We start from the raw sequence: 21,581 nt of genomic DNA, 5'->3' as shown, positions 1-21,581 counted from the left end.
TCCTCCTGAAAGTGTGTTCGAGAATCCTGGCCCGCCTTTTGGCGGGCATTTTTTTTACGAATTTTCTCTAGCAGAAATTTCTTCCTATTTAACCAGTCTCGCGTAGGCATTACTTGCCGTTTCCCCAAAAACTCCACCTATACTGAATTTAACCGCGTGCCGGAGTCACGAAGGAGTAGGTGTGTCTCCTGCGGCCATGGAGCATTTCAGAGTTACAAGGAGTTAACCATGCGAACCAAGCCCCTTATTCTCCCGCTGGCGCTCGCCGCCGTGGGCGTCACCTCGCCGGCCTTTGCCGACTTCACCGGCGGCGACATGATCGTGCGCGTTGGCGCCGCTTATATGGACGTTGACACGAATTCCGTATTGTCTACGCAAGATGACCTGGATTTCCTTGTCCCGGATCCGGATGATCCCGATACCCTGATTCCGGCCGTGGGCAGTGTGTCCCTGAGTCTGGATGAGGATACAACTTGGTTCATCAATGGCACTTTCTTTGTGGCAGATCACTGGGCACTTGAGCTGTACCACATGAATAGCGCCGATCTCGACGCGAGTATCGACAGCTTTGTATCCACTGAGGATTTTGACGTTCGCGCTTCCGATGGAATCGGTGACTTCGAAACGCATGTAACCAGCTTTTACGTGGATTGGTATCCGGTCTGTGTGGAATCCTGGATCCAGCCTTATGTGGGTATTGGTGTGAACTACACCGATATTGAGCAGGATTTCGTGCGCCCGGTGTTCAGGGATGGCAGCGGTGATTATGGCCTGCTCAATTTTGGCAGCTCCTTCGGCTGGACCGCACAGATCGGCGTGGATATCGAGCTGGGCAGAAACAACAATTGGTTGGTCAATGCCTCTGCGATGTACATTGACGCCGACCCGGAGCTGGAATTGGGATTCGATCTCCTGACCTTGAGTACCGGTGCTGTCGACACCGTGCGGATCAAGGACGACTTGGACTATGACTCCTGGATCTTCAACCTGGGAGTTGGCTATAAATTCAGCTTCTGACCTGAACATTGCTCCAGATATCATTGCCCCGGGAGCTGCATGCCTGTGTAGCGCCGGGGCTTTGTTGCGTATGTCACTTCAGAATGCCGGAGTGAGGGAAAATATGCGTAACCCGGGAAGTCTGGTTGAAGTGTGTTGAGTTCCTGCGGTCATCGTCTTGGTGCATTGCCGGGATTGTGCGATCCCATAGCGATGATTCAACTTTGACTGAACAGTCCCATCAATTGTGTGGACAGATAGCGTCTGGCAGTCACATCTTCGCCAGTGTATTCTTCGCCTTTTCGGCGCCCGGCTGTTTTGCCTCGCCAGAACAATAAAATATGGGGAGTTTATGACCGCCTTGGGAGAATTTACCGACGGTCTCACGGTCGTTGATCGGCCGCTGAAAATCTGCCTGCTGGGCTATCGCAGCCATCCCCATTGCGGCGGGCAGGGAATTTATCTGCATTATCTGAGTAAGGCCCTGGTGGACGCCGGCCACGAAGTAGATGTCATTTCCGGGCAACCCTATCCTGAGTTGGATGAGAGGGTTCGCCTGATCAAAATGCCCGGTCTCAACCTTTACGAACACGAAAATCCCGCGACGGCGCTTCGCCTTCGGCACCTGCGTAGCTGGGCCGATTTTTTTGAATGGTTCAGCAAGCTGACCGGTGGATTTGCCGAGCCCTATACGTTCGGTCGACGTGTCTCCAGATACTTGCGCCGTCACGGGCAACACTACGATATCGTGCACGACAACCAGTCCCTGTGTTACGGGCTGCTCGATATCGAAAAATCCGGAATTCCGGTGGTAGCAACGATTCATCACCCGATTACCCGCGACCGGCAATTGGCCCTGGATGCCGCGCCGGACTGGTTTTATCGCCTGCTGGTTCGTCGCTGGCATTACTTTTTGCGTATGCAGAAACGGGTAGCAAGAAAATTACCGCATATTGTTACGGTGTCGACGCAATCATTGCAGGATATTGTTGACCAGTTTGGCGTGCGTCGGGAGCAGCTAACGCTCATCTACAACGGTATCGATACTGACGTTTTTCGGCCGATGCCGGAATTGAAGCGAAACCCGATGCGAATCATGACTACCGCATCGGCAGACCAGCCGCTGAAGGGCTTGCGATTTTTATTGCAGGCAGTGGCCCTGTTGCGTCCCAGGTACCCAGCGCTTGAAGTGCTTGTGGTTGGCAAGCTCAAAGAGGGCGGGGCAACGGAACAGCTGCTTAAAGAGTTGCAGCTCGAAGATACCGTTCGCTTTGTCTCCGGTATTACTCATCAGGAAATGGTCGAATTTTACTGCACCTCGCGAATGGTTGTGTGTCCGTCCCTGTATGAGGGGTTTGGCTTGCCGACGGGGGAAGCCATGGCCTGTGGCGTCCCGGTGATTTCCAGTGATGGCGGTGCTCTGCCCGAAGTGGTGGGCGATGCCGGAATCGTGGTGCCGGCTGGTGACAGCGGCGCCCTGTCGCGCGCGATGGATCGACTGCTCGCCTCCACCGCGCTTTGCGATGACTACGGTCGCCTCGGGCGTGAGAGAATTGAACGCGAGTTTTCCTGGCGTCGGGTCGCAGAGCAGTTGACTCTGTTCTATCGCGACATTCTCGCCCGGCGTGACGCCACTGGAGCAAGGCAGAGTCACACTGCCCAACCACATACGGCGGCTAGCGGGCTGCATGTGAATGCGGCTAATGCGGACGGCCGTTCTCATGATGGACGCGAGAGTAGTGGGGAAGCGGCCTGATGATCACGGTTAATCCCGAGTTGCTCAATCTGAAGGCGGGCCAGAAAGTACTGGACCTGGGATGCGGTGAAGGTCGCCATGCGATTCACCTGATGATTACGGATCCGGTGGATGTGTACGGTTTCGACCTGAATCTGAATGACGTTCGCACCGCCAAGGAAAAGGCAGCTCCATTTGGCGAAACGGCGGACGCCCGCGGTCGGTTGCTGCTGGGGGTTGGCAATGGTCTGCAGCTGCCATTTGCGGATGCGACCTTTGACGTGGTGATTTGCTCTGAAGTGCTCGAGCATATTCCCGATTATCAGGGCGTATTGAAAGAGATTGATCGTATTCTGAAGCCTGGTGGTATTTTCGCTGCAACTGTGCCGGCGTTTTTTCCCGAATGGATATGCTGGCAGCTGTCTGATGCTTACCATCAGGTAGAGGGGGGGCATATCCGGATCTTTAGGGAAAAGCAGCTCCGGAGCCAGATTGAATTTTTGGGCCATCGATATTTCGCCCGCCATAAGGCACATGCCTTGCACTCGCCCTATTGGTGGTTGAAGTGCCTGTTGTGGGGCAGGGATGAGGCGCGGCTTGTTCGTGCCTACCACCGTTTCCTGGTGTGGGATTTGATGGAAAAGCCCCGCCTTACTCGCTGGATGGAAAAATTACTCAACCCGCTACTGGGCAAAAGTATCGCTTTGTATTTCGTGAAGCCCGAGGGTGTGCTTTATGCATCCCGTGCTGGGGATAGCGAGCTTGATGTGCCTGAAAATAAACGCTCTCAGGAGATTGCTGCGTGAGTGAGGAGTCAGTTTTAACTGTGGGCGCGCAGCGGATATTCCCAGATGATTTCGTAACAAGCAGCGCATCTTACATTCTGTCCCAGCAAATGGCCGATGGCGCGATTCCGTGGTTTCGCGGGCATTTTGCGGATCCCTGGGATCACGTCGAAGCCGCGATGGGGCTCAGTATCGCCGGGGAGTTTTCTGCTGCTGAAAAGGCGTACAACTGGCTTGCGCAAAAGCAATTGGCGGACGGTAGCTGGTGGGCGGCATATCGGGATAATGAAATTGATAACCGCGAGCGACGCGAAAGTAATTTTGTCGCCTACATAGCGACCGGGGTCTGGCATCACTACCTGATCAGTAAAAATACGGAGTTTCTCGTTCGGCTGTGGCCGGTTGTCGCAAAGGCCCTGGATTTTGTGCTGTCGCTCCAGTCAGAACACGGTGATATCCAGTGGGCGGTAGATACGGACGGGCAGCCTTTGATGGATGCCTTGATTACCGGCTGCTCATCCATTTACAAGAGCCTTGAGTGCGGTATCAATATTGCGCGAACACTCGGGGTCGAATGCGACCATTGGGTTGAAGGCCGTCATCGCCTGGGCATTGCGCTGCGTGACAAGCCTGAACGTTTTGACCGCACATGGGAGAGCAAGGCGCGCTTTTCCATGGACTGGTTTTACCCGGTGCTCGCTGGTGCGATAACCGGGAAAAGCGCGCGAGTACGACTGCAGAAAAAGTGGGATGAGTTTGTGGTTACCGGCCTTGGCTGTCGCTGCGTGAACGACGAGCCCTGGGTGACGGTGGCTGAGTCCTGCGAGTTGACCATGGCGCTTGTGGCGGCGGGCGAGGGGAGTAAGGCCCTGAAAATCTATCGGGGACTGCATCGCTGGCAGGATAGTGACGGCGGCTACTGGACCGGATATGTGTACCATGACAGCGCCATCTGGCCTGAAGAAAAAACGACCTGGACAGTTGGTGCCATGCTGCTGGCTGCAGATGCGCTGGCAGGGCTTACCCCCGCCAGCAGGCTGTTTACCAGTGTCGATCTACTGGATGCGCCGCAGGATGCCGAGGGTTTTGACCATCTCAACCAGCTCGAACTGGGCGGAAGCCAGCGCTAGCTGGTAAATCTCGAATGGTGCCTGGCCGCCATCTGCCGGGTTCGGGAATATGTCGTGAATCGCGAGGAATCCGCCCGGCACGATGTGGCGAGTCCAGCTGCGGTAGTCGGTCAGGGCTGCCTCGTGTGAATGGCCACCGTCGATAAACACCATTCCCAGCGGGGTATTCCAATGCCGGGCGGCAATCCGTGAAGGGGCAACAATCGGCACCACCCAGTCTTCCAGTTGCGCCTTGCGCATGTTGCTGCGGAAATTGTGGAAGCTGTCCATCAGCTGTGCGCGCGGATCAAACAGCTCGCTATCGTGGTATTCCTCGCCAGGCTGATGTTCTTCGGATCCGCGGTGGTGGTCAACGGCAAACAGTGTGTTGTTCATCAATTTGCAGGCGCTACCGATATAAACGGTGGATTTTCCGCAGTAGCTGCCTACTTCCAGGCACGGGCCCAGGTTGCTGGCATCCGCCGCGAGGCGGTAGAGCGCTTCGCCTTCCGCCGGATCGAGAAAGCCTTTGACTGTGTCGATGTCGAGAGGGAGTGTCATTTCCATGATGTTGTGTCTGGTTTGATGTTTTCGTGACGTTAATGGGCGGAACGCGGGAAGGCAATGCGCTGTAATACCAGTGCCAGTGACAATAACCAACTCAGAGATAGAGCGGGCAATCCACAGGATGCGCAAGGATCATAGACCTTATTGGCTCAAGCGGTTGCAGCTTCAATGGCGCAACTGGAAAGTCCGGCACTTTTTACTGCCCCAGTTTGATGCCTGCGGGCGCGAACCGGAAATTATGCATCCCGGATCGGTTAAGGTATTCGGCAGGAATATTCGGCTCGGCGACTTTCCGCACCTGATCTCGACGCCCGACAACTGTATCCGCTTCACGGCGATGGGGCCGCGCGGCGGAGAAGCCCAGATATCCATAGGCGACTATGTGCTGGTTTCGCCTGGCGTCCGGATTTCGGCGGCGGAATCCATTGTTATTGGCAAAGCCTGTATGTTCGCGGCAAACGTTTACATATCCGACTCCGACTGGCACGGCCTCTACAATCGCGCTCGGCCATTTCGCTGCACCGCCCCGATCACCATTGGCGATAATGTCTGGGTGGGCGACAGTGCAATTATCTGTAAGGGCGTTTCTATTGGCGACAATGCGGTTGTCGGTGCTGGCAGTGTGGTAACCAGGGATATAGCGGCAAATAGCGTCGTCGCTGGTAATCCGGCTCGGGAGATCAAGCAAATCAATCCCGGGCGCCGGATGATCACCCGGGAGGATTTGTTTGCCGACAGTTTCCGTCAGGCGCACAACCTCGATGAATTGGATAAAATGCTGCTCGCGGGCAACGGTCTGCTGGGGTGGCTGCGGTCTCTGGTACTGCCGCGGCGAGGGGATTAACAGAAGTAGGAAGTTCAATAAAAATGCATAACAAGGGCAGTGTGGTTTTGATTGGTATGCCGGGGGCCGGTAAAAGCACCCTCGGTGTGCTGTTGGCAAAGGAACTGGCCAAGGATTTTGTGGATACCGATGTCCTGATCCAGCTGCGGGAGGACAAGACCCTGCAGGAAATCCTGAATGAGTCCGATTACCTGAACCTGCGCCGGATCGAGGGCGAAGTCATTGCGGAGGCGAGCTTGCCTAACCACGTGATCGCCACCGGCGGAAGTGCAGTATACAGCGAAGAGGGCATGCGCAACCTGCTCAGCTTTGGCCCGGCGGTTTTTCTCAATTGCTCCGCGGATGAGCTGCGCCGGCGCATTCACAATTACGAGAGCCGTGGAATTGCCAAGGCACCTGGGCAGACCTTTGAGGCTTTGTTCGAGGAACGCCAGGCGCTGTACCGACGTTATGCCGATATTGTTGTCGACTGCGATGGGCTGAGTTTCGAGGCAGTACTGGATGAGGTGGTCAGCAAGCTGGAAGCCCGCTGAGCATTTTGGGGGCGCGGCAGATTGCCTATACCACAAGCGGCCTAGAACCCGCGCAGGTTTCAATCCCGGCGCGGGAATCCGCTAGCCCTGAACGGCTGCGATGTTTTGCCTACAGAGGCAATTGGGTGGTGTACTTCACCTGCTTCAGAGCGAAGGTGGAGTTCACTGAGGCGACATTGGGCAAATGCACCAGGGAGCGCTTCAGCAGTTGTTCATAGTGCTCCACGCTGTCTACAACAACACGCAATACGTAATCTTTGTCACCACTGGTGGAGTAGCATTCCACCACTTCATTCACGTCCTGTACCGCGGACTCGAAGTTGTTCAGTGAATCTTCGTCGTGGTTGTGGATTGTCACGTAGCAGTATACTGTGACCCCCAAGTCAAGTTTACGTGGGTCGAGCAGCGTTACGCGGCCGCGGATAATGCCCTCTGCTTCCAGGCGTTTGATACGCCGCCAGCAGGGGGTATGGGAAAGACCGACTTTGTCGCCCAGCTCGGCCATGGAATAATCGGCGTTCTCCTGCAGCGCCCGCAAAATCTTGCGGTCGAAATCATCCAGGTCGGTTGAGCGCTTCATATAAACTCCTGTCCTACAGTTTCTGTGCTAGCCGAGATGGCTGTCATAATTTTACGCAGAACAGTGCAAATAAAGCAATGTCTTGTTGCGCGCTAGGCACTAGTATGACTTGACCACGCCGTCGCTGTATTTGGCAGCCTTTACTACAAGCCATAAATAATGGCGCCTCAATCTGCGGCGCGCGCCTCGAATCACAATAATTATCGAGTGCCAGTTCTATCAACGGGCACTTATAGAAAAGCGGAAGATGTAGGCGTATGAGCGAGCAAAAAATGGCCAGCGAGGCCCCGGCAGCTAAAACCGCCCCGGTATCTCTGGACGATCGATATACCACCCTCCAGGGAGAGGTGTTGCTATCCGGTATTCAGGCTCTGGTACGGTTGCCCATTGATCAGATGCGCATTGACCGCGCCCGCGGTCTCAATACGGCGACCTTTATTTCAGGGTATCGCGGTTCGCCACTGGGGGGGTATGACCAGCAGTTGTCACGTGCGAAGAAAATGCTGGATGAGTACAACATCCGCTTTGTGCCTGGCGTGAATGAAGAGCTGGCCGCGACATCCGTTTGGGGGTCCCAGCAGGTTGGCCTGTTTGATGGTGCCGAAGTCGATGGGGTTTGCGGTATCTGGTACGGCAAAACCCCCGGTGTTGACCGTTCCTGTGATGCGTTTCGCCACGCCAATGCCGCGGGTTCTTCGCCCAAGGGCGGTGCCCTGATCATTGCCGGGGACGATCACGGCTGCAAGTCCTCCTCCTACCCCGGTCAGTCAGAGTTCGCCTTCGTCGACATGCACATCCCCGTGCTCAATCCCGCTACCGTGCAGGAGGTGCTGGACTACGGGCTCTATGGTCTCGAGCTGTCGCGGTTCAGTGGTTGCTGGGTGGCCATGATCACGCTGGCAGAGAACATGGACAGCTCATCGGTCGTTACGGTAAACCCTGCCGGTGTTTCGTTTACCTACCCTGAGATCAAGCGGCCGGAAGGTGGCCTCAATATCCGCAAACAGGATAACCCGCTGGAACAGGAAGAGCGGCTCTGGCGTTACAAGCGTCCTGCGGCACTGGCTTTCGCCCGGGCCAACCAGCTGAACAAGCTGGTGCTGGACACCCCGGATGCCACTCTGGGTATCGTGACCGCGGGCAAGGCGCATCTCGACCTGATGCAGGCGTTTGAGGATATGGGAATTGATGAGGCCCAGGCCAAAGCGCTGGGTATTCGCATCCTCAAAGTGGGCATGACCTACCCGCTGGACGTGCCCGGGATTCAGGAGTTCGCTCGCGGGCTGGATTCACTGCTGGTGCTTGAGGAAAAGCGCAGCCTGATGGAGGTCCAGCTCAAGGAAGAGCTCTACAACGTCCACCTGCGAGATCCGCATTTCCCGAGAATTCTTGGCAAGGTCGACGAGCACGACAACCCGCTGCTGCCCATGTACGGTGAACTGTCGCCCGCGGTGGTGGCGCAGGTACTCGGCTATCTGCTGGGTGAGGATCGGCTCGGCGAGCGCGCGCGTCATCGCCTGATGCGCCTGGATGCACTGGCGGAGCGGATTTCCGCACAGGCGGGTTCCAGCGTTGCGCGCCTGCCTATGTTCTGCGCTGGCTGCCCGCACAACCGCTCGACCCGAGTGCCGGAAGGCAGTCGGGCGCTGGCGGGCATCGGTTGCCACTATATGGCCCAGTGGCTGGATCGTGAGACCTACACGTTCACCCAGATGGGCGCGGAAGGTGTTAACTGGATTGGGCAGGCGGCCTTCACCAGTGAGCCGCATGTGTTCGTCAATCTCGGTGATGGAACTTACTTCCACTCGGGTATTCTCGCTATCCGCGCGGCGGTTGCCGCCCGGGTCAATATCACTTACAAGATTCTGTTCAACGATGCGGTCGCAATGACCGGTGGACAGCCACACGATGGCGAGTTGCGCCCGGATATGATTTGTCGCCAGGTGCTGGCGGAGGGCGTGAACAAGGTTGTGCTGGTTATGGACAACACCAGCAAGTACGGCAACGCACTGGCATTTCCTCCTGAGGTGGAAATTCGCCACCGGGATCATATGCCAGCGGTGATGAAGGAACTGCGCGAAGCGCCAGGGTGCACGGTAATTGTTTACGATCAAACCTGTGCCACGGAGCTGCGCCGCAAGCGCAAGCGCGGCCTGTTGCCCAAGGCCGAGGGGCGCCCATTCATCAACGAGCTGGTGTGTGAAGGCTGTGGGGATTGTGTGACGCAATCCAGCTGTATCGCGGTGGAAAAAGTAGACACGGCGTTTGGCGACAAGCGTCGGGTTAATCAGACCAGCTGCAACCAGGATATGTCGTGTGTCAACGGCTTCTGCCCGTCGTTTGTGACGGTCAAGGGCGGCAAGTTGAGCAAGCGCGCAGGCGTGGGCGATGCGCTGTGTGACGCGGCAGAAAAGCTGGCACTGCCGGCGCGCCCGACGCTGCAGGAACCTTTCAACCTGCTGGTGACGGGTGTCGGTGGTACCGGCGTCGTGACTATTGGCGCGTTGCTGGCAATGGCTGCGCACATCGAAGGCAAAGCGTGCAGTACCCTTGACCAGACGGGCCTCGCACAGAAGGGTGGCGCCGTGTACTCCCATGTAAGGTTTGCGGATAGCCCGTCGGCCCTGCAGGCCGTGCGTATTTCCGACGGGCGTGCCGATGCGCTTATGGCCTGCGACCTCATTGCCGCCGGTAACCTCTCGGCAAGCCTCGCCAAGCTGGACGAAACCCACAGCCGCGCCGTGGTAAATACACATCTCAGCCCAACGGCGGCCTCGGTTCTCGGGCGCGAAGATATTCACTCGCCGCAAGCCGTGCTCGACACGATCAAGGAGGCGGTGCTTGAACTTGACGTTGTGGAAGGCCACAAGCTGACCAAGTCGGCGCTGGGGGATACCCTGGCAGCGAACATATTCATGCTGGGGTTCGCCTGGCAGAAGGGGTTGATTCCCCTCGGGCTCGATGCGATCCGCCAGGCAATCCAGTTGAATGGCGTGGCTGTGGAGGCAAACCTGCAGGGCTTGGCTGCCGGTCGCCTGGCCGCCGCCGATCCAGCTGGCCTGAATCGCCTGTTAGTCCAGGATGAAACCCCGGCAATGCCCCAGGGGCTTGAGGCGGTTGTTGCGCACCGGGTCGCTCACCTGACCGGGTACCAGAATGCCGCCCTGGCCCGTCGTTACCGGGCTCTGGTGGACAGGGTCAAAGATGCGGAGATACTCAAGGTTCCTGGAAGTGATGCACTGGCGGAAACCGTAGCGCGCAATTATGCCAAGTTGCTCGCCTACAAAGACGAATACGAAGTTGCCCGTCTTTATAGCGACAGCCGGTTTGTCGAGGCCTTGCGCGAGAACTTTGCCGGCGATTTTGAACTGGAATTCAACCTGGCTCCGCCGTTACTGAGTCCGTTTGACAAAAATATCGGTCGTCCGCGCAAGCTTAAGTTTGGCGGCTGGATGCTCAAGGCCTTTGGTTTGCTGGCGAAGCTGAAATTCCTGCGTGGCACCGCGCTGGATGTGTTTGGCTATACCGCTGAGCGTAAAATGGAGCGTGGCCTGATCGGTGAATACGAGCAGCTGGTCGACGAAGTGGTGGCCAAGCTGAACGCAAATAATCACGCTGCCGCCATCGAGCTGCTCAGCTACCCGGATTTGATCCGCGGCTATGGTCCGGTGAAGGATGGGAATGTGGTGAAGGCGAAAGAGTTTAAAGAGCTGTCGCTACAGCGTTTTTACAACCCGAAGGCGGGTGCACACGGGGCTGCGGCAGCAGTAGAGGTGTTCGATCCTGCCAGGGCCCAGCAGGTGGGATGATTCTCACTGGCGTTGGTTGCAAATAAAAATGGCGAGCCAACTGGCTCGCCATTTTTGTGTGCGTCGTAAGGCGCAGGGATTACCAGCCGATCTGTGCGCGTATCCCGAACTGATCGGTATTGTCGCCAGTGAAATCGTCGTCGCCCATGATGTAATTGAACATAAAGCGGACATTGCGGTTGGCGTAGATATTCAGGCCGATCGTTGTGCTGCTGGCTTCCAGGTGCCGGATATCGCGGTTTTCCATGGTGTCGTAGCGGAATGTCAGCTCCCAGGCGCTGCCCCACAAGCCGTCACCGCTGGGCTTGGCGGAGCTGAACGCACCGCGCTTCGTGCTGTAGGCCTTGTGCTCCCCGGTCAGCATCCAGCTGCCCTGTACATACCAGGTATGGATGGTCTGGTCGCCGATATAGCAGCCAAACTCAGGATCGCAGGGGAAAGGAGCGGGCGCGCCAAACTCATCTTCGAATTCGTCTTCAAAGAGATAATAATTCCCCTCAAAGCTGCCGATAACGTATTCAGCCTGCAAGTAGAGCGGGCCATAGCTGCCGGCCAGTTCCAGTGCGGCGGTTGAGGCGTCGCCGCCCAGATCACCCGGAGTCAGCGCCATTACCTGTGACGGCCCGCGGCGACCCGCGTAGTCGGCTTCCGCAATCAGGTCTGGGGAGTTTTGGTTGGCATTCTCGTAGCTGATGGAGGTGCCCAGGTGCAGGGTTTCATTATCTGTATTGATCGGGTGCCAGGCCACGCGTCCCGCTGCGCCCAGGCCTTCATTGCGCGCTGTGCCCGCATCCCGCAGGTTGAACGCCATCATGCCGAGGGTGAAACAGTCCAGAACACCGGTCCAGCCGATACCCTGCTGGAACTGGTTGCCGTCGTACAGGCCGGTGGCACTGGAGAAAGGGCGTTCCAGCATGGTGATCTCGTTGGAACTGGTCATTTCCGCCATTGAGCGGAAGGGCTTGAACTGGCCGATGCGGATTTCGCCGTTGAGGAACTTGTGGGCCAGGAATACATCGCGGTAGCCGCTCAGGGTGTCACCGCCGGTAAAATCCTGCTCCAGCACGTAGCTCCAGTCGTAAATATTGCCTTTCAGGGTAATGCGCGCGCGGCGGAAGTCCGTGGTGCTGACCGGATCTTCGATATCGGTGTCAAACAGGTAGGTATCGAAGTGAATACGCCCGCCGAGTGAGGCAGAAAAGTTGCCGTCGTCGGAGGTAATCTGCAGATTGCCCTTGGTTGTCGCTTCATCCGCTACTGCGGTGCCCGAGAGCAGGCTGGTCAGGGTGGCGGCCATCAGGCTCTTATTGAGGCGGTCCATGTTGAATATCCCGTGTCATTTGGCTGTATTTCGATGGCGGGGGATTCTAGCAACCTGATTAGCTTGCAAGAAATTAGAAACATTTCTGAAGTATTTCTCATCCATAAATATAAATATTACAGATTGAAATAATTCTGTAACAAAACGGGACGCCAGTTTGGTGTATCAGCCTAACACGATGCGCAGAGCGGTCGCCCTGACCATCTCCGCTGATGGCTTATGGTGCATGTTCGTCAACCCTCTGCGACAAAGCAAGCGCTGGCGCGCCTGGTTTGCAGCGCCAATATTCCAGTTCGGCGCTGAAGGCTGCCGGAAACACCTCCGCAAACACCTGCTCTTTGCCGGAGGTCACTGGGGTGAAGTCAGATCTGTCTTATGTTGAAGCCAGTCGCTTTCAGATAATAGGTAACGGATTTATCCCCGACCAGATGTCCGGCGCCTACCACCACGAACAGTGTTCCGTATTGCGCGCTGAGAGTCTGGATCTTGTTCGCCATTTCACGGTTGCGCTGATAGAACAGTCGCTCATGCAGCTGTGCAAATTCCGGGTGTTCCTTGGCGTCTTCGCGGAACACCAGGTCGTAGAGCGCCTCCAGGTCTCCGGTTTTCCAGGCTTCTGTAATACGCGGAACGAACTGATCCATCTCCGCTAGCTGCTCCAGGGTCTGCTTCAGGTAAAGCTCCGCTTGTTCCAGCTCATTCAGCATTTTCAGCTGCTGCAAGACACTCTCCAGTTCCAGTACTGTTTTATTCTGGCTGTGCGCCTGCGTCAGGAAATAGCGGTCGATCCCTGCATTGGGATCCAGTCCCCTGGCCTGCATTTCCACAATACTCAGGGTAATCATGGCAATCGCCGGGCGCATGCGGCTGAAAAGACGCGCGGGGATCCCACGCTTCTGCAGCCATGCCTGCAGCTCGCCATACACTTCCGGAGACAGGTGGTTCTTTAGTTCGTCACCCGCTGGATAAAAAGATTCCTGTGTGATTTTTTGCTGCAATTCGGGATCGGAATCCATACGGATGACATCTGCTTCTACTACCAGTGCGTCGCTGTTTTCATACGCGTTTGAGATGGTGTCCCGCAGTGGATAGAAACTCTGGTCGGCAAGATGGATGGAGCCCAGCAGGTAGATTTTTTGCGCTCCTTTGGTAGCTACCATCAATACCCCGCGATCCCCTGCGGCATACACGGAGGCTGTTGCGCAGAGCAGGAGACTGAAAATCATGAGGGCTATTCGTGCCAAACCAGGTTTTTTCATCGTGTCCGAAAGCTCCGTTTTTATGTATTGGCAGGTATTGTGTTTGCTTCACAAAAAAGCATGCTACTGCATCGCGACAAAAATGTGACCTGTTGTTGTTGTCATAACATTTCTGCGCAATGGCGTTGAAATCAGCGGTAGAATCGTCGTGTCAAATTATGGAATAAGAACAAAGGACGGCTGGGTAACAATTATGCGGATCCTTCAGGTATTGCCCTCACTGGAAGGCGGGGAGGTGGCGCTCACCGCGCTGGAATTTGCTCAGGAACTGGTCAAGCAGGGGCACGAATCCATCGTCATTTCGGCGGGAGGGGAGCTCGTATCGCGCCTTGAACTTCATGGCAGTCGCCATATAGCAATGCCCATTGCCGAATCTTCCCTGTTGCGAAACCTGCTGTTGGGGCGACGGTTACGCGCGCAATTGCGCGCGTTGCAGCCCGATGTGTTGCATGCGCGGGGGCCCTATCCGGCGCGTATCGCCCGCGCAGCCTGGAAAGGCTTGCCGGAAAACCAGCGTCCGCGGCTGGTCACCTCAATCCACGAAGTGCCAACTGCCGGGCTGTTTCGCGGTCGCCTGAGCAACCGGGCAATGGCGAGTGGTGAAGTGGTTGTTGCGGCATCCTCTGTACTGGCATCGTATCTTCGCCAGCGCTACAGCAAGCTACTGGGAGAGCGCGAACCGCAGGTGATTTACCGCGGGGTCAACACTCGTGAGCTGGACAGCAATGCAAAGGTATCTGGCCACTGGCATCAGCGGATTCTCAATGACTTTCCCCAGCTTGAGGGCAAGCATTGGTTTCTGCTTCCGGCCAGGGTGGCGCCGGGGCAGGGGCAGGAACGCTTTCTCGAGATGCTGGCGGCGATCAGCTTGGAGCGGGACGATGTTTTTGGGTTGGTCGTTGGCGACATTCCTGAAGGTGGTGAAAAGTTTGCCCGACGTCTTGAACAGCGTGCTCTGCAAATGGGCCTGAGTGAGAAAGTTCTGTTTCTCGGGCCGCGCCGCGATATGCGGGAATTCTATGCGAGCGCGCGCATAACATTTGACCTGGCAGACAAGCCGCTCAGCAACGGCAGGGTGGTGAGTGAAGCCCTTGCCATGAACTGCCCGGTTGTCTGTATTGAAGGGCGGGGCGCGGCGGCTGAAATTGCCGGACGGTGCTTTCCCCGGGGCGTTGTTGCAAACAATACAGTTGCGGCTCTGGTGGCTGCAGGGCTCGAGATTCTCACACAGCCCCTGGCGATTCACTTTGCCGGCTTTTCCCTGACCGAAACGACGCAGTACACCCTGTCGCTATATGAAAAGCTCTGTGGCGCGGGATGCCCGGCGGTCAGCGCGTCCTGATATGTCTTCGTTTCCTGGGCTGTGTGGTTTGCTGGTTTAGGCGATCAGGTTTGAGTACACACGCCAGGTCGCACGAGCCATGCTGTCCAGGGTAAGTTCCTGCTCAGCGTGCTCGAACAGTGCGGCAAAATCGTCTTCCATTTTTTGCCGCCGGCCCAGCGCCCAGCGGATTTTCTCCGCAACCAGTGTCGGCGCCAGATCGGGGAGGATATAGGCCTCGGGAAGGTAGTCCAGGGCATTGCCTGTCGGCGTTGATATCACTGGGCAATGGTGCAACAGTGCTTCGATCAGCGTATACGGGGTACCGTCGCTGCGCGCGGGAATAACCACCAAATCGGCAATCTCCAGGAAGTTCGCCAGCGTGTTGTCAGCGCTGAAAAAAGCCACGCGCTCCTCCACACCAAGCGCACAGCATTGCGCCTGAAGAACCTCTCTTTCCGGGCCGTCGCCAAGCACTACAAGGCGCGCTTCCGGCAGCTGTGGCATGGCATCAATCAGGCAGTCGATACCGTAAGTCTTTATCAGGCGGCTCGCCACCAGCAGCAGTGGCTGATGGTGGACCGTGTCCGCCAGAACTGGTGCGTTGGCGGCGGGTGACCTGTGTTCCACCCCGTTGGGTATGACATGCCACTCCAGTTTGGAGTTGGCCACCGTCGAGGCGCTGATGGCAATCCGCGCATCGAACGTGCTGGCCAGCTTGTCCCTCGGGTGTCGCACATTGTGCCGGGTAATGACTTGCAGCGCTTCGGTATAGGGTTTTACCGCCGCCAACAGTTGAGCCGATTTGCTGCCGTGGCCGTGGGCTATCTGGTAGTGACCTTTGCGAATTTGATTGGCGAGTCGCCAGACGAGGTTGGGGTGATGGCGGCTGCGATCCGTGTTCAGGGGAATAAACTGGATCTTCTCATCAAGCGTGTGTAGATACCTGGGGTGGGCGATAACGGCAACCTGAGCGTCGGTGTTCTTCACTTGCCAGCGTGACAGGTCGGCTACGTGTTTTTCAAGCCCGCCATGTTCCCGGCTCGCGATGAGGTGACAGATGTTCGTGATCATTCGGCAACAAATCCGGTGTCTGCGCGCTGCCGGTTGTTGATTGCAAATGGACAGCAGCGCGGTGCTTCATAATCACGCTTAGATGGCGTCGTGATTTAAGATCGGGACATTGTTGCGAGTGTGTGTGACAGGATTTTTATTGAACGGTGACTATTTTGTTGCAAAGCAAAATTGCTGCCTTACTCAAAAGGCAAGGTGCCAGTTAATTGACGCGAAATCGAAACCGGGGTTTGGCGTATTGGTATAGCCGTTGGAAAAATGGCTATAGCGTAGTGAAATTGTTTGACCAGTTTGCAGTGTATAGCCGCCGGCAAAGTGAAGGGAAAAGTTCAGGTTGGTAGAAAGATCGATAACACCAAAGCTGCGCTCGGTGAGATAGGCGGCACCGATCCCGAGTTCCCCAAACAGACCTTCGGCTTCGGTGCCTGGGTACCAGCGCATGACCGGTTTTAGCTCCCAGATATGCTGGTTCTGATCGCGACCGTCATAATGCATTTGCATAAATGAATAGCTGCCCTGCGCCCACCACTGGATACGGTGGTTGCCGGGGTAATCGTAAAACTGATAAGACCAGTTAGCACCGACCATGCCGGCACCGGCAATCGATTTTTGCTGGATCAACGCGTCTCCCAATCCCTTGCCGGCGCTCACGATCCATTCCTGATCGCCTTTCTCCGCCTGTGCAGTTTCTGCAAAGCCAAGGCTGCATAGTGAGGTTGCAATGAGCAGGGTGGGGAGCGCGTTTATTGCGAACGGGTAATGGTGCATGGGGCGTCGCCAATTATCAGAGTTAGCGGGCGTTTATCGTTCGAAATAAGGTTAGTCGCAAACAGGGGGAGCGCAAGGGGCGGTGTTGAATACGTTGGGGCGGTGTCGCATTGCGCACCCGCCCCAACGCCAGTGGTGTCTACGGAGTTTTTAATGGCCGTTCAGCGCCACTGCCGCTTCAGCTGCCTGAGGGCATCGGAATGCAGTTGTCGAGCCCGCTCCTGACTGAGCCCGAGTTGTTCACCGATGACCCGGAAGGAGCAGTCGCGGTCTGAAATCAGACCGTAGCGAAGGCTCAGAACCGTGCGCTGCCTCGGTGGTAGTTTGGCGACAGCCTCGCGCAAGCGCTCGGCGAGTTCCTGGTTTGAGACCAGCTCATCGGTATTGAACAGCTCGTTTGCTGGCGCGTAGTCCAGCCGTGTGCTGCTCTGGTCGTCGGAGACCGGGTCATCCAGGGATCCGGTAGGCCCGGGTAGTTTTAGCAGGCTCTGCACGCGCTCGAGATCGAGCCCTGTCTGCCTGGCAATGTTTTCATCGGATGCCGGCAGGCCTTCCGATCGAACCTGGTTGATTGCGCGGTAAATATTGCGCAGATCATCCTGAACATTGGCAGGTTGGCGCACGAGGTCGTCGTTGCGGCGCAGGGTGAGCTGAATCTCCTGCTGAATCCACCAGTAGGCGTAGGTGGAAAAGCGATAGCCCATTTGTGGCTTGAAGCGCTCGATTGCCTTCATCAGGCCGACGTTGCCCTCCTGTATCAGATCGATAAAGGGTACCGAAGGGTTGCGGAAGCGTTTCGCAATCGCAATTACGAGCCGCAGGTTGCACTGGATCAGGCGTTTGCGCTGGGCCTTGAAACGCTTCATCAGGCTTTGCAGGGAGGTGCGATCGCGCCGGGAAATTTTATCGCCGGCGAGTAATCCCTCTGCTTTGGCAATAATGAGGCCGTGATCGTAGGCGCCAGTACTCCCGCGCTGTTCCACGCCTTCGCTGCGAAGATCCACCAGGGTGACGCCCCGCTTTTGCAGTAGCGCGATGATTTTGTCCTCCAGTTCGCGCAACAGGCAGGTAGTGGTGTGTTCTTCTTCCGGCGTGAGCAGATCCAGGCGATAGAGATGTTTCAGGTAGTTTTGCATCGGGGTGCCGACGCTTTCACCCAAACTTTCTTCAGATGCTGGTACGTTGTCATCGGTGCTGTCCGGTTCGGAAAACGCTGTTTCCGCGTCGTTGGGGGAGTAGTCATCCCCGGAGAGGTTGGTGCTATTTTCCTTCAGCCATTCATCATCCCTGGAGTGAATATTGACTCGGGACAAGATTCTGAACCTTATGCTGAGGCTGAATGGTGCAGCGATCCCGCGCCATCCAGCAAGCCGTAAGAAAACCGGCGTGATCCTTTCGCAGGATTACCGTATGGCGCGCAATTCGCCATGCGGACTCTCTGACTATAGACGAGGGTTTAAAGAGACGTCGGGACAAAGCTGACCGACGGGTTTAATCGATGTGATCGGCTGAGGGTGGGGCCTTCAGGAAAGAGGGAGGGGGATTCTGAGGGCGCCCCTGCCGGGAGAGAGCAGGGGCGGAAGCCGGCTTATTCGACGCGTTTTACCTTGACCGAACGGCCGCCGGAAGTTTTACGCATGTAAAAGGCGCCGAGCATCCCCCGGTCGAGCTCTATCTGCTCGCCGCCTTTCCAAATCACGCGGTTGCTGTCGACCTGGCGCCAGATCTGGCCGTTGTCCAGTGCAAAGGTGTATTTCCCGTAAGCGCCTTTTTGTGCCTCACTGATGGTGGCGCGAATGGATTCTGGCGCATCTTCGATGACAGCTTTCTGCTCCTGCCCAAATCGATTGATGGAGTACTGCTTGAGGTTGCCGGCAACGTCGTCGTAACAGGCGAGTCGTTTGCTGTCGTCGCTGTACTGCACGCAGGTTTGCAGTTCTGACTCAAGAGTCTGGGCCTGGATGGAGGGTACGCTCAGGGCGGTTAGAGCGAGGATGGGCAGTGCGAAACGAGGCAGTGGCCGGCCAAACAGTTTCATCGGTAACTCCGGTTATGGCTTTTTGCACAATTTTGCCCGAGCTGGGTCGTGTGAACAAATCAAATTGTGTGCCCGGTCACATACCTGCCGGTGGCTGCATGGAACAATCGTTGCGCTGTTCGAATTAAAACAACCATAACATTCCATACAGTCAGGGGTTGGAAATGAAGAAGCTCATTGTTCCCGCGCTCGTTATTGCCGCCATCGGCGGATACCTTTACTACGTCAATCTTGAAACCACAGCGCCCGAAACTGCGATCGCCACCGAGGTCGATGCCGCTGTCGCAGAAGCGGAGGCCGCCGGTGCCGAAGCTACACCGCCCGCTGAAGGCGTGATGGCCGCCGCTGAGGGCGACATTTTTGCGGATGTACCCGAGGCCATGGATACTGCCGCGGCTGAGGCTGGCGATGCCATGGAAGCGGTTGCAGACACTGCTTCAGAGGCGATGGATGAAGTGGCCGAGGCAGCAGAAGAGATTGATCACGCTGACGAATAACCTGTCTGCCTGATAACAGAAAGCCCGGGTTCATCCCGGGCTTTTTGTTTGGGCAGCCAATCTGGAAATCGCGCCGATAAGTCGCTAGCGGGAAGATTGCACATTCTGCAGTGCGCGCCTCAGGAACCCATTGGCATCGCCCAGGGCCTTCTCTGCGGCCGGTCGATCGAGCCCACTGAGGATGACCATGATTGCCAGTTTGGCGTTTTGGTCACAGTCGTCCAAAACCCGATCCGCTTCCTCATAGGCCACACCCGTCGCCTCCATCACGATGCGGCGGGTGCGCCCAACCAGTTTCCGGTTGGTGGCCTTAACGTCCACCATCAGGTTGTAGAAGCTTTTGCCCAGGCGGATCATGCTGGCAGTGGTGATCATGTTGAGCACCAGCTTTTGTGCGGTACCGGCTTTCATGCGGGTGGAACCGGTGAGGATTTCCGGGCCGACTTCCGGCAGGATGGCGATGTCCGCTTCATCGGCAATGGCGGCGTGCCTATTGCAGGCCAGCGCGACGGTTGTGCAACCGATACGGCGGGCGTATTTTAGGCCGCCAATGACGTAGGGAGTGCGGCCACTGGCGGCTATGCCAACGACAGTGTCTTTGTCGGTCAGCTGTAGTGCCTTGAGGTCGGCTTCGCCGCGCTCGGGATCGTCTTCGGCACCTTCGATAGCCCGATGTACCGCGGCTTCGCCACCCGCGATCAGAGGGATCACCATGTTTTCCGGTACGCCGTAGGTCGGCGGGCACTCCACCGCGTCGAGCAGCCCGATCCGGCCGCTGGTTCCCGCCCCGAGATAAATCAGCCGGCCCCCATCCTGGAACGATTGCACAGCGGCGTCGACGGCCCTGGCGACCGCCGGCAGCACTTCATGTACCGCGACGGGCACCGTGGCGTCAGCTTTGTTTATCTTTTCCAGAATTTCGTGAACGGGCAGCAGGTCGATGTCCAGGCTGTCGGGATTGCGGGCTTCACTGCTCAGGGAGCCGAGTTCGTCCAGTAGTATATTTTTCATATCCCCCTCGCCATTGGGCTCATCATCGCGCTATTCCAGCATTTTGGGAGAATCAGGATTTACGATTCTAATCCCGAGGAGGCTGCTATTCACAGTAGGAGATTGATGAGTATGCTTGTGCGATATAAGTACTGACAGGCTGAGAAGAAATGAATCTGAATCAGGTTACTTTACCGGTAAAGGATATGGCGTCGGCGGCTGCCTTCTATCGGCGTCTTGGTTTCCTGCAAATCGTGGATACGCCGCATTATGCGCGGTTCGAGTGCGCTGACGGTGGGGCCAGTTTCTCGTTATCGCTGGAAGAGGCAAACTTTTGCAACGGTGCGGTGATTTACTTCGAGTGCGAAGACCTCGATCAGCGAGTTGATACGCTGCGGGAAAAAGGTGTCGAGTTTGCGCAGTTGCCGGAGGATATGCGCTGGCTGTGGCGGGAGGCTGTGCTGTACGACCCCAGCGGTAACAAGGTGAAGCTCTACTGGGCGGGAGAGAACCGGCTCTGCCCGCCCTGGAGAGTGGCGTTGTCGGATTAGACGGTTTTAACCCTGGGCGTTGAACTGCTTGCCGTTAACACTAATGCTGTCATCGCCCATCAGGTAGAGATAGGTGGGCATGATATCGGCCGGAGCCGCGACAGATTTCGGGTCTTCCGCCGGGTAGGCGGCCGCGCGCATATTGGTGCGGGTGGCGCCGGGATTGATGCTGTTGACGCGGATATTGGAAACGCCATCGACTTCATCTGCCAGCACCTGCATCAGCCCTTCGGTGGCAAATTTGGAGGCAGCGTAGGCGCCCCAGTAGGCCCGTCCCTTCAGGCCCACGCCGGAGCCGGTGAAGATAATTGAGCCGGCGGCCGATTGCTCGAGCAGCGGCAACATGGCCTTGGTCAACCCAAATGCGGCATTCACGTTGACCTGCATCACCTGTTGCCAGGTGGCAAAGTGGTAATTGGCAATGGGAGTGCGCTGGCCCAGCAGGCTTGCGTTGTGCAGCAGGCCGTCGAGACGGCCGAATTCCTGATCGACGCCCTGGGCAAGGTATTCGAACTCTTCCCAGCGGGCACCGGACAGATCCACCGGCAGGATGGCCGGCTTGGCGCCGCCGGCAGCCTCAATTTCGTCGTATACCGCTTCCAGTTTGGCGGTGGTGCGGCCCAGCAGGATGACGGTGGCACCGTGAGCGGCGAAGGTTTTGGCGGCTTCGCGGCCGATACCGTCACCTGCGCCAGTCACAAGAATGATTTTGTCGTTCAGTAGATCCGCGCGGGCGGTGTAATTGGTGACCGTTTCAGACATGGATTCCGTGTCTCGCTAAATCGAAGTTGTTGGTGATCAGTG

Annotated in this window: 20 protein-coding genes; 10 read left to right on the top strand and 10 right to left on the bottom strand. The window is 56.8% G+C overall.

The genetic code is table 11. The features are described 5' to 3' along the window. The first annotated feature begins 228 nt into the window (after positions 1-228). From ACNKU7_RS04865 to ACNKU7_RS04850, 4 genes are all read left to right on the top strand, one after another. On the top strand, positions 229-1,017 hold the full coding sequence (locus ACNKU7_RS04865) for an OmpW/AlkL family protein (protein ID WP_418295839.1): 789 nt from the start codon (positions 229-231) through the stop codon (positions 1,015-1,017). Between the two features lie 331 nt (positions 1,018-1,348). Further along, positions 1,349-2,752 (top strand): glycosyltransferase family 4 protein, encoded by a 1,404-nt coding sequence (locus ACNKU7_RS04860; RefSeq protein ID WP_418295838.1) that lies wholly within the window; start codon positions 1,349-1,351, stop codon positions 2,750-2,752. Beyond that, positions 2,752-3,537 carry a class I SAM-dependent methyltransferase gene (locus tag ACNKU7_RS04855; protein ID WP_418295837.1) on the top strand — a complete coding sequence of 262 codons (786 nt, stop codon included), beginning with the start codon at positions 2,752-2,754 and terminating at the stop codon, positions 3,535-3,537. Before ACNKU7_RS04860 ends, ACNKU7_RS04855 begins: the two co-directional genes overlap by 1 nt. A gap of 89 nt (positions 3,538-3,626) precedes the next feature. After that, on the top strand, positions 3,627-4,646 hold the full coding sequence (locus ACNKU7_RS04850) for a prenyltransferase/squalene oxidase repeat-containing protein (RefSeq protein WP_418296132.1): 1,020 nt from the start codon (positions 3,627-3,629) through the stop codon (positions 4,644-4,646). On the opposite strand, the gene ACNKU7_RS04845 is transcribed toward ACNKU7_RS04850, so the two are convergent. Then, complete coding sequence (locus ACNKU7_RS04845) at positions 4,572-5,192, bottom strand: class I SAM-dependent methyltransferase (protein ID WP_418295836.1); 621 nt, start codon at positions 5,190-5,192, stop codon at positions 4,572-4,574. The two genes, ACNKU7_RS04850 and ACNKU7_RS04845, sit on opposite strands and share 75 nt — an antisense overlap. A gap of 121 nt (positions 5,193-5,313) precedes the next feature. Between ACNKU7_RS04845 and ACNKU7_RS04840 the strand changes: the two genes are divergently transcribed. Together ACNKU7_RS04840 and ACNKU7_RS04835 are read left to right on the top strand one after the other, a co-directional pair. Next, on the top strand, positions 5,314-6,036 hold the full coding sequence (locus ACNKU7_RS04840) for an acyltransferase (protein WP_418295835.1): 723 nt from the start codon (positions 5,314-5,316) through the stop codon (positions 6,034-6,036). 23 nt (positions 6,037-6,059) lie between these two features. Next, positions 6,060-6,569 carry a shikimate kinase gene (locus ACNKU7_RS04835; protein WP_418295834.1) on the top strand — a complete coding sequence of 170 codons (510 nt, stop codon included), beginning with the start codon at positions 6,060-6,062 and terminating at the stop codon, positions 6,567-6,569. A 109-nt stretch (positions 6,570-6,678) separates the two neighbouring features. Here the strand turns inward: ACNKU7_RS04835 and ACNKU7_RS04830 are convergent, their stop codons facing one another. Then, positions 6,679-7,149 (bottom strand): Lrp/AsnC family transcriptional regulator, encoded by a 471-nt coding sequence (locus tag ACNKU7_RS04830; protein ID WP_418295833.1) that lies wholly within the window; start codon positions 7,147-7,149, stop codon positions 6,679-6,681. Between the two features lie 257 nt (positions 7,150-7,406). Between ACNKU7_RS04830 and ACNKU7_RS04825 the strand changes: the two genes are divergently transcribed. Next, complete coding sequence (locus ACNKU7_RS04825) at positions 7,407-10,958, top strand: indolepyruvate ferredoxin oxidoreductase family protein (protein ID WP_418295832.1); 3,552 nt, start codon at positions 7,407-7,409, stop codon at positions 10,956-10,958. A 79-nt stretch (positions 10,959-11,037) separates the two neighbouring features. Here the strand turns inward: ACNKU7_RS04825 and ACNKU7_RS04820 are convergent, their stop codons facing one another. Together ACNKU7_RS04820 and ACNKU7_RS04815 are read right to left on the bottom strand one after the other, a co-directional pair. Further along, positions 11,038-12,279, bottom strand: a complete 1,242-nt coding sequence (locus ACNKU7_RS04820) for an OprO/OprP family phosphate-selective porin (RefSeq protein ID WP_418295831.1) — start codon at positions 12,277-12,279, stop codon at positions 11,038-11,040. A gap of 362 nt (positions 12,280-12,641) precedes the next feature. Beyond that, positions 12,642-13,505: a TraB/GumN family protein gene (locus ACNKU7_RS04815; protein ID WP_418295830.1), complete on the bottom strand. Its 864-nt coding sequence runs from the start codon at positions 13,503-13,505 to the stop codon at positions 12,642-12,644. A 226-nt stretch (positions 13,506-13,731) separates the two neighbouring features. Between ACNKU7_RS04815 and ACNKU7_RS04810 the strand changes: the two genes are divergently transcribed. Beyond that, entirely contained in the window at positions 13,732-14,880 is a 1,149-nt protein-coding gene (locus ACNKU7_RS04810; protein ID WP_418295829.1) for a glycosyltransferase, read from the top strand. A 36-nt stretch (positions 14,881-14,916) separates the two neighbouring features. On the opposite strand, the gene ACNKU7_RS04805 is transcribed toward ACNKU7_RS04810, so the two are convergent. The 4 genes from ACNKU7_RS04805 to ACNKU7_RS04790 all read right to left on the bottom strand — a co-directional run bounded on the left by ACNKU7_RS04805 (position 14,917) and on the right by ACNKU7_RS04790 (position 18,739). Further along, positions 14,917-15,933 (bottom strand): glycosyltransferase family 4 protein, encoded by a 1,017-nt coding sequence (locus tag ACNKU7_RS04805; RefSeq protein ID WP_418295828.1) that lies wholly within the window; start codon positions 15,931-15,933, stop codon positions 14,917-14,919. A gap of 183 nt (positions 15,934-16,116) precedes the next feature. Further along, complete coding sequence (locus tag ACNKU7_RS04800) at positions 16,117-16,701, bottom strand: acyloxyacyl hydrolase (protein ID WP_418295827.1); 585 nt, start codon at positions 16,699-16,701, stop codon at positions 16,117-16,119. A 161-nt stretch (positions 16,702-16,862) separates the two neighbouring features. Beyond that, on the bottom strand, positions 16,863-18,014 hold the full coding sequence (locus tag ACNKU7_RS04795; RefSeq protein WP_418295826.1) for a sigma-70 family RNA polymerase sigma factor: 1,152 nt from the start codon (positions 18,012-18,014) through the stop codon (positions 16,863-16,865). A gap of 275 nt (positions 18,015-18,289) precedes the next feature. After that, the gene (locus ACNKU7_RS04790) at positions 18,290-18,739 is read right to left on the bottom strand and encodes a hypothetical protein (protein WP_418295825.1); all 450 of its coding nucleotides are present in this window, start codon (positions 18,737-18,739) and stop codon (positions 18,290-18,292) included. Positions 18,740-18,903: 164 nt separating this feature from the next. Here ACNKU7_RS04790 and ACNKU7_RS04785 point away from each other — a divergent pair, with 164 nt between their 5' ends. Continuing rightward, the gene (locus ACNKU7_RS04785; RefSeq protein WP_418295824.1) at positions 18,904-19,236 is read left to right on the top strand and encodes a hypothetical protein; all 333 of its coding nucleotides are present in this window, start codon (positions 18,904-18,906) and stop codon (positions 19,234-19,236) included. An 84-nt stretch (positions 19,237-19,320) separates the two neighbouring features. Here ACNKU7_RS04785 and murQ read toward each other — a convergent pair whose 3' ends face one another. Continuing rightward, complete coding sequence (gene murQ / locus ACNKU7_RS04780; protein ID WP_418295823.1) at positions 19,321-20,247, bottom strand: N-acetylmuramic acid 6-phosphate etherase; 927 nt, start codon at positions 20,245-20,247, stop codon at positions 19,321-19,323. Positions 20,248-20,396: 149 nt separating this feature from the next. Between murQ and ACNKU7_RS04775 the strand changes: the two genes are divergently transcribed. Then, positions 20,397-20,777 carry a VOC family protein gene (locus ACNKU7_RS04775; protein ID WP_418295822.1) on the top strand — a complete coding sequence of 127 codons (381 nt, stop codon included), beginning with the start codon at positions 20,397-20,399 and terminating at the stop codon, positions 20,775-20,777. Between the two features lie 6 nt (positions 20,778-20,783). On the opposite strand, the gene ACNKU7_RS04770 is transcribed toward ACNKU7_RS04775, so the two are convergent. Next, entirely contained in the window at positions 20,784-21,539 is a 756-nt protein-coding gene (locus tag ACNKU7_RS04770; protein WP_418295821.1) for a YciK family oxidoreductase, read from the bottom strand. Between the last annotated feature and the right edge of the window lie 42 nt (positions 21,540-21,581).

It is taken from the genome of Microbulbifer weihaiensis (assembly GCF_048323715.1).
GTDB lineage: Bacteria > Pseudomonadota > Gammaproteobacteria > Pseudomonadales > Cellvibrionaceae > Microbulbifer.
Note: the sequence above shows the minus strand (reverse complement) of the source record. Positions and strands in the feature narration are given on the sequence as shown.

Excerpts from the sequence above, each read along its gene's own strand:
- ACNKU7_RS04850 (WP_418296132.1), top strand. The coding sequence starts at position 3,627 with ATGGCCGATGGCGCGATTCCGTGGTTTCGCGGGCATTTTGCGGATCCC.
- murQ (WP_418295823.1), bottom strand. The coding sequence starts at position 20,247 with ATGAAAAATATACTACTGGACGAACTCGGCTCCCTGAGCAGTGAAGCC.
- ACNKU7_RS04835 (WP_418295834.1), top strand. The coding sequence starts at position 6,060 with ATGCATAACAAGGGCAGTGTGGTTTTGATTGGTATGCCGGGGGCCGGT.
- ACNKU7_RS04855 (WP_418295837.1), top strand. The coding sequence starts at position 2,752 with ATGATCACGGTTAATCCCGAGTTGCTCAATCTGAAGGCGGGCCAGAAA.
- ACNKU7_RS04800 (WP_418295827.1), bottom strand. The coding sequence starts at position 16,701 with ATGCACCATTACCCGTTCGCAATAAACGCGCTCCCCACCCTGCTCATT.
- ACNKU7_RS04770 (WP_418295821.1), bottom strand. The coding sequence starts at position 21,539 with ATGTCTGAAACGGTCACCAATTACACCGCCCGCGCGGATCTACTGAAC.
- ACNKU7_RS04830 (WP_418295833.1), bottom strand. The coding sequence starts at position 7,149 with ATGAAGCGCTCAACCGACCTGGATGATTTCGACCGCAAGATTTTGCGG.
- ACNKU7_RS04860 (WP_418295838.1), top strand. The coding sequence starts at position 1,349 with ATGACCGCCTTGGGAGAATTTACCGACGGTCTCACGGTCGTTGATCGG.
- ACNKU7_RS04865 (WP_418295839.1), top strand. The coding sequence starts at position 229 with ATGCGAACCAAGCCCCTTATTCTCCCGCTGGCGCTCGCCGCCGTGGGC.
- ACNKU7_RS04845 (WP_418295836.1), bottom strand. The coding sequence starts at position 5,192 with ATGGAAATGACACTCCCTCTCGACATCGACACAGTCAAAGGCTTTCTC.
- ACNKU7_RS04790 (WP_418295825.1), bottom strand. The coding sequence starts at position 18,739 with ATGAAACTGTTTGGCCGGCCACTGCCTCGTTTCGCACTGCCCATCCTC.
- ACNKU7_RS04820 (WP_418295831.1), bottom strand. The coding sequence starts at position 12,279 with ATGGACCGCCTCAATAAGAGCCTGATGGCCGCCACCCTGACCAGCCTG.
- ACNKU7_RS04805 (WP_418295828.1), bottom strand. The coding sequence starts at position 15,933 with ATGATCACGAACATCTGTCACCTCATCGCGAGCCGGGAACATGGCGGG.
- ACNKU7_RS04775 (WP_418295822.1), top strand. The coding sequence starts at position 20,397 with ATGAATCTGAATCAGGTTACTTTACCGGTAAAGGATATGGCGTCGGCG.
- ACNKU7_RS04840 (WP_418295835.1), top strand. The coding sequence starts at position 5,314 with ATGCGCAAGGATCATAGACCTTATTGGCTCAAGCGGTTGCAGCTTCAA.
- ACNKU7_RS04815 (WP_418295830.1), bottom strand. The coding sequence starts at position 13,505 with ATGATTTTCAGTCTCCTGCTCTGCGCAACAGCCTCCGTGTATGCCGCA.
- ACNKU7_RS04825 (WP_418295832.1), top strand. The coding sequence starts at position 7,407 with ATGAGCGAGCAAAAAATGGCCAGCGAGGCCCCGGCAGCTAAAACCGCC.
- ACNKU7_RS04785 (WP_418295824.1), top strand. The coding sequence starts at position 18,904 with ATGAAGAAGCTCATTGTTCCCGCGCTCGTTATTGCCGCCATCGGCGGA.
- ACNKU7_RS04810 (WP_418295829.1), top strand. The coding sequence starts at position 13,732 with ATGCGGATCCTTCAGGTATTGCCCTCACTGGAAGGCGGGGAGGTGGCG.